Below are 9,469 nucleotides of genomic sequence, written 5' to 3' on the forward strand. Positions count from 1 at the left end.
TCCTGCCCCCATGGACGAGCTGATGCGGCAGCGGCGCGTGTACGGCGCCGACCATGACGATCCGGACCCCGGGCCCCGGCCGGGACATGTCTACCGGGAGCTGGTGGGCGGCCCGCTCGACGGCCTGCTGCTCGACGTGACGGGCTGGACGGACCGGGTGCTGCGCGAGGGTGCGGCGCTGAACACCGAGATAGGGCGATTCGGCCCGGGCGGCAGAGCGGAGTACGGGCCGCGGGACGGCGATCCCGACCGCTGGGACTGGCGGGGCGACACGCTCTGACCCGTCGGGGCGGGCCGTACCCCGGGGCATACGGGGTGCGGCCGGCCATTGTCGACCGCTCCCCGCCCGTGCGCACGGCGAGCGCGGCTCGTCAGGACTGATCGGCCGAACGGCTCGATACTGGACGTATGGCACAGAAGACGTCCGGGCCACAGGCCCCGCCGACCCTGACCGTCAGGGGCCGGAACGTACGCGTCAGGACCATCGGGATCCTGGTGCTGACGGGACTTGCGATCTGGTTCATCGCCGTGAACACCGGCTCGGTCGCCATCCGGCTGTGGGTCTCCACGGTCGCTCTGCCGCTCTGGGCGGTGCTGGCCGTGACTCTGGTCGCCGGGATGGTCCTCGGCGGATACCTCGCCCGACGCCGAGCCAGGCGCTGATCCCCCGGTGGGCCGGTCGGCCCGCCGGGGACCGCGGGACGGCTCAGCCCGCCGATTCACCCGCGTGCGGGCTCAGGCAGCGGATCCGGGCGTTGACGCCGTTGAGGCCAGGGGCACCTGGCCATCAGGCCGGGGAGGGGTTGGCATACCTGAACCGTACGGGCCGCCACGGAACGAAGTCAGCGGAAGGCGTACAAACCGCAGCCCTTACCGCTGTGCTACTCCAGGATTCCGAGTTCGGTGACTGACATCGGCCGTGCCCGGGTCAGCGGCCGGGATGCGCCTCGGCCAAATGGCCCGTGACCGCCAACATGGCAGAGCGCCCGCCCCGGAGTGGGAGGGTGGGCGCTCAGTCTCGAAGGGGGTCACCGGAACAGGGCGATCGCCCCGGTCGCGGCGCCCACGACGCCGGCCATCGCACCGACCATGCCGAGCGGCCACCGCCGGGCCTTGAGCGCGTCGACCTCGTCCCCCAGCCCGTCCAGGGCCCTCTGCGTCTCGTTACGGAGGGTCCGGGCGGCAGTGGATGCAGGCCCGGACGCCGGCGACGAGGGCCTGGAGCGCCTGCTCCCTTGTGACGGGCCGGGTGTTCCGCGCCATGTGGCAGCCGCTGACGTGCACCTCTGCGGGTGGGGCGCCCTGGCCGATGCCGCGTTCGACGACCCAGTCAGGGGTGGGCGGGCGCTGTTCCTCGCCGCGCTGCTGTTCGGCTTCCCGCTGCTCGGCCGTTGCGATCGCTGCGTCCACGGCGCGCAGGCACATGACGTGCCAGGCCCGGATTCTGTGGAATCTGGATTGTCAACTCAGCACTCGTCGGTTGCCACCCATGCACCGCGTGAGAACGGGGCTGGGACACCGGTCCGCGGCTCGGCCCAGCGGCAGGCTGCCCGTCATGGTGATGACACCCCGGCGTAGATCCCGGGCGGCGCGGTGAGACTCTCGGATTGTCGTACCCGACAGGTTCAATGGAGCCGGCGAGACGACCGACAAGGAGCAGCGCGCATGGAGTCAATCTTCTTCTCAAGTCCTGAGGAGCTCCGGGACTGGCTGGAGGAGCACCACGCGACTGCCTCCGAATGCCGGGTGGGCATATGGAAAAAGGAAACGGGCAAGCCCACCCTGAGCTGGTCGGAGGCAGTCGACCAGGCCCTGTGCTACGGCTGGATCGACGGCCGGCAGAGCCCGATCGACGACTTCTCCTGGTCGATCCGGTTCACCCCGCGCAGGCCGCGCAGCAACTGGAGCCAGGTCAACCTCCGCAAGATCGAGAAGCTGACCGCGCAGGGGCTCATGCGGCCGGCCGGCATCGCGGTGTTCGAAGCCCGTGACCGGGATCGCGAGGAGAAGCCGGTCTGGGAGTTCGAGGCGGCGCAGCTGGCTCGTTTTCAGGCAGAACCGCGGGCGTGGGAGTGGTTCAGCGGGCAGGCGCCGTCCTACCGCAAGTCGGCTATCCACCATGTGATCAGTGCCAAGCGGGAGGAGACTCGGGAGCGGCGGTTGGACCAGCTGATCGCCGACAGCCTGGAGGGGGTGCGGCTCAAGCCGTTCCGGCGGCCTGGAACCTGAGGGGCCGCTCGAACAGGCCGAGCGCGATCGCGTAGCCGTCCAGCGCGGGACCTGCCGCTCCAGGAACCCGTCGGGCTTGCCCTTTCGGCGCCCAAGCACACGGCCGGCGATCGACACCGCCGCCCACGAGGCGCCAGCCGTCACCACAGCCTGCACCGCCCGCCGCGACCTCGGCCTCGGAAGCTCGCCGAGCGCGTGGCGACGCTGGCTCGGCACGAGACGGCCCACCCGCAGCGAGCCAGGCCGGCGTACCCGCCGACTCGTGACCAGGCGACTGCAGCAACGGACAAACCCACGCTATTGAGCGGAACTGTTCTCGAAGCCCTGCCTCGTCCGCTTCAGGAAGGGTGAAGGTCTCCGCTGGTGCGCGGCCGGCCGTATCGTTCGACGAGGGCGTTGCCGATCGAGGCCAGGCGGTCTCGGACACCCGGAGGGCTGGTCACCTCGACCCATTCGACCAGCCCGGAGAGCTCGCCGGCGAGGATGTACTCGTTGGGGCCGCGGATCACGACCTCGATGCGGCCGTCGGTCGTGGAACCTCCCACGTCGAGCCGGTCGCCGAGCGCCATCCGGAGTATGCCTATCCCGTCGGGTGTGCATACCGCCTGGACCTCCAGCGGCGTTCGTTTGCGATCGACCTCTTTGGCGATCTCGTTCCAACTCTCGGCAAGGTCGAAGTCCCCGGGTCGGTGCACAGGGTCGCCGGTCGGGTCGGCGGACGACACGCGGTCGATCCGGAAGACCCGTCGGCCGGCCTCGGTGTTGGAGACGAGGTACCACACAGGACCTTTGGCGACGATGCCCAGCGGGTGGACGGTTCTGCGGGTTTCGACGCCTTTGCTGTCGACGTAGCCGAGCGACACCTGGACGCCGCGGATCACCGCGTCCTGGAGTTCGTCGAGGAAGCGAGGCGGCCGGTGCTCGATCCGGCTCGCCCCCCATCGCTGCGGGTCTACGACCAGCGACGACGCCGCTGCCTCGGCCTGCACCTGGAAGGGCTTCGGTAGAGCATGGACGAGCTTACGCAGAGCTGCTTTCATCGCCGGCGTCGCATCCGAGGCCGGACCGACAGCCAGGAACAGGGCGCGTGCCTCACTGGCGGTCAACCCGGACAGGTCGGTACGAGCGCCGCCCACCAGGCGCCAGCCGCCGCCTCGGCCTTGCACGGAGTACACGGGCACCCCGGCCATGGCCAGGGCGTCGAGGTCACGGCGGGCGGTGCGCTCGGAGACCTCCAGCTCCCGGGAGACCTCCGCGGCTGTCACCTGCTCGCGCCGTTGGAGCAAGAGGAGTATGGCCACCAGCCGATCGGATCGCATACGGACAAAACTCTCATAAAAACCGGTCACACGGTGACCGGTTTGAGTAGCAAGCTGGCGACATGACCTCATCGAGGAGGTCGACCACCGGCGAACGCCCTCAGAGAGGAAATGCAGTGTTCAACCAAGCAGAATTTCCCGAGCCCACCCTCATCCAGGTCAACGGTGTGGAGCTCGAAGTCTTCGAAGCAGGCCGAGAAAACAAGGGCAAGCCCATCGTGCTCTGCCACGGCTGGCCGGAGCACGCCATCACCTGGCGTCGCCAGATGCCCGTCCTCGCCGCAGCCGGCTACCACGTCATCGCACCGAACCAGCGGGGATATGGCAACTCCTCCCGCCCGACCGAGGTGACCGACTACGACATCGAGCACCTGACGGGCGACCTCGTCGCGCTCCTGGACCACTATGGCTACGAGGACGCCACCTTCGTCGGCCACGACTGGGGTGCGTTCGTCGTCTGGAGTCTGGCCCAGTTGCACCCCGACCGGGTGAACAAGTTGATCAACCTGAGCCTGCCTTACATGGAACGCGGAGAAACACCGTGGATCGAGGTCATGGAACAGTTCCTCGGCGGCGACTTCTACTTCGTCCACTTCAACCGGCAGCCGGGCGTCGCGGACGCCGTGTTCGATGCCAACCCCGCCCAGTTCATCCGCAACCTCTACCGGAAGAACGTGCCCCCCGCGCCCCCTGAGCCGGGCATGGCCTTCATCAATCTCGCCAAGGCGGAAACACCGCTCGGTGAGCCCGCTATGACCGAGAGTGACCTGGCCGTCATCATCTCCGCGTTCGAGACGTCGGGATTCACCGGCGGCATCAACTGGTACAGGAACCTCGACCGTAACTGGCACCAGCTGGCGGACGCGGACCCGATCATCAAGCAGCCCACCCTCATGATCTATGGGGACCAGGACGTCGCGAGCCCGAGGTTCGAAAGACTGGCAGAGTTTGTGCCCAACGTGGAAGTGGTCGGCCTGGACTGCGGTCACTGGATCCAGGGGGAAATGCCCGAAGAAACCAACCGCGTGATTTCAGAATGGCTGAACCGGCAGGGCTAGTGTCTCGTGATCCGGTTCGTATCACCTGAAGGCCGAGTTCTCGCATCACACCGATGACAGCCGGACGTGGGGGTGGGCCAGGTCGCGCGGCCTGCTCCTGCTTTGATTCTCGGGCGAATCGCTGTGCCTCGATCGACCGCGCCTTGGCCTGTCGGAAGAGCACCTGGCTGCCGTTGTATCGGTGTGTTGTCACGGCGGCAATAGTCTCAGCCGCATCCGCCGCAGTCACCGGTACGGCCTGCGGCATTGATCAGTGGAAGGAACGTCGCGGAGGCCGGCGCACCGATCTGTCGAGGTGTTGGTCCGGCAGGGGTGGGGACGTCTGTGAGCCGGTCGAGCAGCCGGTCGAGGGCGACCTGGCCGTCGTCGACGGCATCTCGTTCGTCGTCGGTAAGGGGGATGCTGGCGAGCATCCTCTGCAGGTTGTCTTTCGCCTCCAGGAGTTGCCCCTTGCTGGATTGTTTCGGTGTGTAGAAGTCGCATCGCGCGCACGCCATGCGGTGGGGGCACTGCTCAAAGAAGGAGTAGGTACAGAATCCGTGACCAAGGTCGTAGTGCTGCCACGGTTCGCCGGCTGCTGCCGCGCCGGAAGCTACTGCCTCACGATCGACGAGGACCTCGATAGTGCGGGTGTTGCGGGCGAAGTAGCCAGCGTCCTTGTACGCCTTGGTCAGCGTGTTTGGGCTGATCTTCGCGTAGTGCTGCGTTGATTCGGGCGAGCGGTGCCCGAGCCAGGCTTGCAGCTCAGAGTCATGGGCTCCTTGGCGTTGTAGAGCTGACTCGTAATGGTCGAACGTGCCCTGTGGCTGGTGATAACTCCACGGACGTCAGACGCCGGGACACCCGCCTTCTGCCGCAGCATCGGAATGATGGTGCCGTTGATGTACGTGGAGGAGATGGCGCGGGCCCGTATGGAGAACAGGAAGTCCACCTGCTCTCCGGTGCGCCGGTCCGCCGCCTTCGGCTGCTCAGGTCGGACGGCCTGCCAAGCGCTGATGGCCTGGCCGGGGAGCGGGTCGACGGGTTTCGTGAACGCCGTTCCTGTCTTGTGGGCCGGCACGTCCAGAAGACAGACAGCGTCCTCCGTCAAGACCTGTTGTGAGTCTCCTGGGATGGGCTTTCCTTGGTGTTGCCAGCGGATGCACCCAGCTCGCAACCGGGCGATCTCGTTACTCCTCAGCCCGGCGAAGAGCCACGTCATCGTGATGGCCCGGACCAGCTCCATCGGGTAGTAATGCCCGGAGCCGCTCACGAATAGATCTGCGGATTCCAGGTTCAGGCCGGCCCAGAGGAGCTTGGCCTAGATGTCGTCAGAGATCACGCGAGGGTCGGGGCCGATGACATCCCTGATGCTTCGAGGGGTGCCGAGAGCACGTTGCGGGTCGAACCGCAGAGGAAGCCATTCCCACTCCTGGCAGTCGCGGAAGAAGGTCCGGACAGTCGCGATGTAGCCGTCCTTCGTCGAGGCCCCCAGAGGCTGCCCGATGCGATCGCCAAGCGAGGCCGTCCGCACCGCATACTCACCTACCTGCATACGGTCAACGGCTGCCACCCAGTCCGCACAGACCTGGCGCGTCCACTCCCGAGGGTCGGCTGCCTCCGGATGACGCTCCACGAGCCACCTGCCGGCCATGAGCAGTTGTGCTCGGTAAGTGCGGCGCACCTTGGGTGTGAGGGTCGAGGTGTTGTACCAGCGTTCGACCCACTCGCCCCAGACCGGCGGCACATCCGTCGTCTTCATGACCGAGCTCGTCACGACGCGCGGTGGCCCGTCGCAGAACCCCAAGAATGCGACAGCGCGCTGGACCGGATACACCAGGGCCCGGATGCCAGGGGTGAGCAGGTCTTCGCTCCGGACGCGCTCGAACAAGGCCGTGGTGAAGTCCTCGACATGCGGGCTTCGGTTGATCAGAAAGAGCTGGCACACGACGGACGTGATGCCTTTGCTGTCGTCGCGACCGTACTGGTAGCCCCACTGGCTCAGCACCGCTCGGATGTGCCCCACCCCTTGGTCCACGAGATCGTGTCCGAACACGCGGGCTGCCAGCATGGCTCGGTTCAGCCTTCCCGCGCTCGTGACGATCCCGACTGGCCCGAGGTGGTAGGCGTAAGCGATAAGGAAGGAGCGTGTGGACCGCTCTGCCCAGCCCGGCACACGGCGACGGAAATCCGTCTCGCTCTGGCCGACCAGGAGGCCCCACTCGTCGCTGGACCAGTTCCAGTAGGGCCTCCCTGTGTCTCTGCACCGCAGAAGCAGGACGGCTATGGCGTCGGCCCGGCTTCTCGCCATGGGTTCGGTGGAGGAAGGGACGTCGAAGCTCGCGTCGATCGTCTCCAGCGGTTCCAAGAGGCGCGCGAGAGCTTCCCAACTCGGCGACATCGCGTCGAAGCCGCCCAGCCGGCGCAGATTGGACAGGCCCAGTTCGCTGATGGCTCGACTCTCAGAGGCAAACATGAGCGGCAGCCGGTCGTAACACTGATCTCGGATCGGCGAGCCCCACCGGTCGGCCTCTCCGCCGGAGCGCGGAAGGGGCATCGTCACCGGGCCACCTCCGAACCCAGCTGGGCGGTCTCGCCCGCGAGAGTCTGCACACGCCAGGCGTGGATGTGCTCCATTCCGCCGCGCAGATTGTCAGCCAGCTCGCGACCGGATAGGTGGATGTACTGCAGCGTCGAATCCGTCTGCCGGTGACCGGCGAACGTGGCGATTTCGTGGAGCTCCCAGCCCATCCGAGCCAAGTCGGTCAGGCAGAGATGCCGCGTGGTGTGGGTCGAGAACCGCTCAACATCTGCCGCCAGCGCGATCCGGCGAACCACCTTCGACCACGTCCACAGCGTCAACGGCTCCGCGTAGTTGCGCCTGGACTCCGACAGAAACAGCAGCCCACGGGAGCGCGTCAAGGTGGCTCTGTGCCTGAGGTACTGGGACAACACACTCCGGCTGTCGCGGAATAGGGGACCACGCGCTCCAGCCGGTTCTTCGTGGTCTCCGCGCGGATTCGCAGCGTTCGGCGGGAGGGATCCACGTCGTCGGTGCGCAGGAGACACAGCTCCTCACGGCGCAATGCGGCGTCATAGGCGAGCGCCAGCATCAGACGGTTGCGCACTGGCTCCGACTGAGCGACGTGGAGGATACGCAGCCACTGATCCTCGTCGGGAATCCAGGGCAGTTTTGTCAACCGGGGCACCAGCCCCTTCGCCTGGCCTCCGCGCCGCCGGCCAGGTGTGTATCGACCTCGGCCCACCGGGTTGGAGCTCCGCAGCCCTTCCTCGATGAGGTGGTCGTAGAACAGCCGCACTGGTACCAGTCGTTGCTGGATCGTCGCGTTGGCCAGGCCAACTCCTGAGTCCATCGAGATCACGTTCGCACCGCGGTGGTGTGGCCGTGAGGTCAGCTCCCGGACGTAAACCGCCACGTCAGCGCGGTTCGCAGTCACTGGGTCGACGCCTGATCGCTCGCAGAGGAGGAGATACTCACCGAGCCCTCGGGCGTAAGCCTCGATCGTTCGGGGCGCTCGCCCCAGGTCGCTCCAGATCTGGAGACAGGCAGCAGCCTGGTCGTGGCGGCGAAACACCGGCCACTTCTCTATCGGGGTCATCTCACGCTTTCCCTCGGTTCGTGGGCACCGAGGATCATGATCACCCCGGTTGATTCCACGTAACTTCTAGGCTCCGGAGGCGTGGCAGGTCAGGCGGAAGGTCGATCACATGTTCGATAATAGGTCTGCTTGGTAAGAGGTGCCTCACTGGCCAGCCGTGCCTTGTGTCTCCACTTCTCGCCCATACTCCATGCGGGTGGTGTGGGCTCTGGGGCGTCACCGTCGAAGAGGGACGGCGTCAGGGGGGACGTCATGGCTCGGGCCTGACCGCAGACCGCTGACCTGCGGAATTGGGCAGACTTCTGCTCAAGATGCTGGAGAGGGTATGTGCTACTAACGTGATGCCTGTGAGAGTCGCAACCGGGGCGCGCCTTGGGCGACAAGATTCCGGAAGGACCGGAACCAATGAGCGGCGAGACGTGTTCCCGTTTGGAGCTGTGACCTCTGCGAACCGCACCGCACCGTATGTCTTGCATGCGCTGTGGACACCCGCCTGCCATCTTCGGTGGCGGAAGGAAAGGTAGAGACTCATGCGAGCACCTCATATCAAGCGTTCCCTCGCTGTAGCCGCCGCCGGTGTGATGCTGGCTGGTGGCGCCGCCGTTGGTGCCGGAGGGGTAGCTGCGGCCGCCCCTGCCCACGCGACCTCCGCGGCTAGCCACTCCTACGACCGGTGCGGCTGGTGGGATGACTGCGGCGGGTACGGCTACGGCTACGGCAACGGGTACGGCTACGGCTACGGCAACGGGTACGACAACGGCTACGGCAACGGGTACGACAACGGCTACGGCCGCGTAGCCATTGTCGTGGTGGGCGTACCCGGCGGCTACGGCGGATACTGAGCCAACTCGGGGAGAGGTGAACTAGGGCGCGCATCGAGTCGTGATCAATCTGCGGGATTCGCCCTCGGGGCGGTGCCTGGACCGGTAGATGTCTTGCATGACGCGAGTGCAACTGGCGCACACGGATTGGGAGTTCATCGAGCCGTACCTGCCCATCGGCGAGTACGGCCCGTACCCCGAGCGGCTTCGGTAGCGGTTCGAGGGCGTGATCTGGCGGTTCAAGGCGGGCGGTCAGTGGCGGGAGACGCCTCAACCGCACCCTGCTCGACGAATGGGCCTACGCCCGCCCCTACCGCTCAGAAGCAGAACGACGCGACGCGTTCCCGCAGTGGCTGCACACCTACAATCACCCCCGCGGACACACCGCGCTCGCAGGCAAACCACCCGCCAGCCGCGTCCCCAACCTCACAGGGCAATACACC

Annotated in this window: 12 protein-coding genes and 1 pseudogene; 6 read left to right on the plus strand and 7 right to left on the minus strand. The window is 66.6% G+C overall.

Annotation, left to right across the window (positions count from 1 at the left end; translation table 11 throughout):
* Positions 1 to 10 precede the first annotated feature (10 nt).
* The gene (locus EES42_RS17185; protein WP_124719072.1) at positions 11 to 280 is read left to right on the plus strand and encodes a hypothetical protein; all 270 of its coding nucleotides are present in this window, start codon (positions 11 to 13) and stop codon (positions 278 to 280) included.
* A gap of 128 nt (positions 281 to 408) precedes the next feature.
* On the plus strand, positions 409 to 663 hold the full coding sequence (locus EES42_RS17190; RefSeq protein WP_124719073.1) for a LapA family protein: 255 nt from the start codon (positions 409 to 411) through the stop codon (positions 661 to 663).
* Between the two features lie 501 nt (positions 664 to 1,164).
* Here EES42_RS17190 and EES42_RS17195 read toward each other — a convergent pair.
* Positions 1,165 to 1,410 (minus strand): DUF6233 domain-containing protein, encoded by a 246-nt coding sequence (locus EES42_RS17195; protein WP_241196423.1) that lies wholly within the window; start codon positions 1,408 to 1,410, stop codon positions 1,165 to 1,167.
* Positions 1,411 to 1,665: 255 nt separating this feature from the next.
* Between EES42_RS17195 and EES42_RS17200 the strand changes: the two genes are divergently transcribed.
* Positions 1,666 to 2,229, plus strand: a complete 564-nt coding sequence (locus EES42_RS17200; RefSeq protein ID WP_124719075.1) for a YdeI/OmpD-associated family protein — start codon at positions 1,666 to 1,668, stop codon at positions 2,227 to 2,229.
* Positions 2,230 to 2,567: 338 nt separating this feature from the next.
* On the opposite strand, the gene EES42_RS17205 is transcribed toward EES42_RS17200, so the two are convergent.
* Entirely contained in the window at positions 2,568 to 3,548 is a 981-nt protein-coding gene (locus EES42_RS17205; RefSeq protein ID WP_124719076.1) for a helix-turn-helix transcriptional regulator, read from the minus strand.
* 116 nt (positions 3,549 to 3,664) lie between these two features.
* Here EES42_RS17205 and EES42_RS17210 point away from each other — a divergent pair, with 116 nt between their 5' ends.
* Positions 3,665 to 4,606 carry an alpha/beta fold hydrolase gene (locus EES42_RS17210; protein WP_124719077.1) on the plus strand — a complete coding sequence of 314 codons (942 nt, stop codon included), beginning with the start codon at positions 3,665 to 3,667 and terminating at the stop codon, positions 4,604 to 4,606.
* Positions 4,607 to 4,812: 206 nt separating this feature from the next.
* Here the strand turns inward: EES42_RS17210 and EES42_RS45605 are convergent, their stop codons facing one another.
* The 5 genes from EES42_RS45605 to EES42_RS17220 form a co-directional block, all read right to left on the minus strand.
* Positions 4,813 to 5,019: a hypothetical protein gene (locus EES42_RS45605; protein ID WP_206433485.1), complete on the minus strand. Its 207-nt coding sequence runs from the start codon at positions 5,017 to 5,019 to the stop codon at positions 4,813 to 4,815.
* 257 nt (positions 5,020 to 5,276) lie between these two features.
* Positions 5,277 to 5,858: a site-specific integrase gene (locus tag EES42_RS45610; protein ID WP_206433486.1), complete on the minus strand. Its 582-nt coding sequence runs from the start codon at positions 5,856 to 5,858 to the stop codon at positions 5,277 to 5,279.
* A gap of 48 nt (positions 5,859 to 5,906) precedes the next feature.
* The gene (locus EES42_RS45615; protein WP_206433487.1) at positions 5,907 to 7,148 is read right to left on the minus strand and encodes a hypothetical protein; all 1,242 of its coding nucleotides are present in this window, start codon (positions 7,146 to 7,148) and stop codon (positions 5,907 to 5,909) included.
* Positions 7,145 to 7,507 carry a site-specific integrase gene (locus EES42_RS46165; protein WP_241196424.1) on the minus strand — a complete coding sequence of 121 codons (363 nt, stop codon included), beginning with the start codon at positions 7,505 to 7,507 and terminating at the stop codon, positions 7,145 to 7,147. Before EES42_RS46165 ends, EES42_RS45615 begins: the two co-directional genes overlap by 4 nt.
* Positions 7,504 to 8,205 (minus strand): tyrosine-type recombinase/integrase, encoded by a 702-nt coding sequence (locus EES42_RS17220; RefSeq protein ID WP_241196425.1) that lies wholly within the window; start codon positions 8,203 to 8,205, stop codon positions 7,504 to 7,506. The genes EES42_RS46165 and EES42_RS17220 overlap by 4 nt, the downstream gene beginning before the upstream one ends.
* A gap of 530 nt (positions 8,206 to 8,735) precedes the next feature.
* On the opposite strand from EES42_RS17220, the gene EES42_RS17225 reads away from it, so the two are divergent.
* Both EES42_RS17225 and EES42_RS17230 read left to right on the plus strand, forming a co-directional pair.
* Positions 8,736 to 9,047, plus strand: a complete 312-nt coding sequence (locus tag EES42_RS17225; protein ID WP_124719078.1) for a hypothetical protein — start codon at positions 8,736 to 8,738, stop codon at positions 9,045 to 9,047.
* 233 nt (positions 9,048 to 9,280) lie between these two features.
* Positions 9,281 to 9,469: pseudogene (locus tag EES42_RS17230) on the plus strand (integrase core domain-containing protein); the annotation flags it as partial.

Source organism: Streptomyces sp. ADI95-17, from assembly GCF_003846175.1.
Taxonomy (GTDB): Bacteria; Actinomycetota; Actinomycetes; order Streptomycetales; family Streptomycetaceae; genus Streptomyces; species Streptomyces sanglieri.

Excerpts from the sequence above, each read along its gene's own strand:
- EES42_RS17185 (WP_124719072.1), top strand. The coding sequence starts at position 11 with ATGGACGAGCTGATGCGGCAGCGGCGCGTGTACGGCGCCGACCATGAC.
- EES42_RS17190 (WP_124719073.1), top strand. The coding sequence starts at position 409 with ATGGCACAGAAGACGTCCGGGCCACAGGCCCCGCCGACCCTGACCGTC.
- EES42_RS17200 (WP_124719075.1), top strand. The coding sequence starts at position 1,666 with ATGGAGTCAATCTTCTTCTCAAGTCCTGAGGAGCTCCGGGACTGGCTG.
- EES42_RS17205 (WP_124719076.1), bottom strand. The coding sequence starts at position 3,548 with ATGCGATCCGATCGGCTGGTGGCCATACTCCTCTTGCTCCAACGGCGC.
- EES42_RS45605 (WP_206433485.1), bottom strand. The coding sequence starts at position 5,019 with ATGCTCGCCAGCATCCCCCTTACCGACGACGAACGAGATGCCGTCGAC.
- EES42_RS17220 (WP_241196425.1), bottom strand. The coding sequence starts at position 8,205 with ATGACCCCGATAGAGAAGTGGCCGGTGTTTCGCCGCCACGACCAGGCT.
- EES42_RS17225 (WP_124719078.1), top strand. The coding sequence starts at position 8,736 with ATGCGAGCACCTCATATCAAGCGTTCCCTCGCTGTAGCCGCCGCCGGT.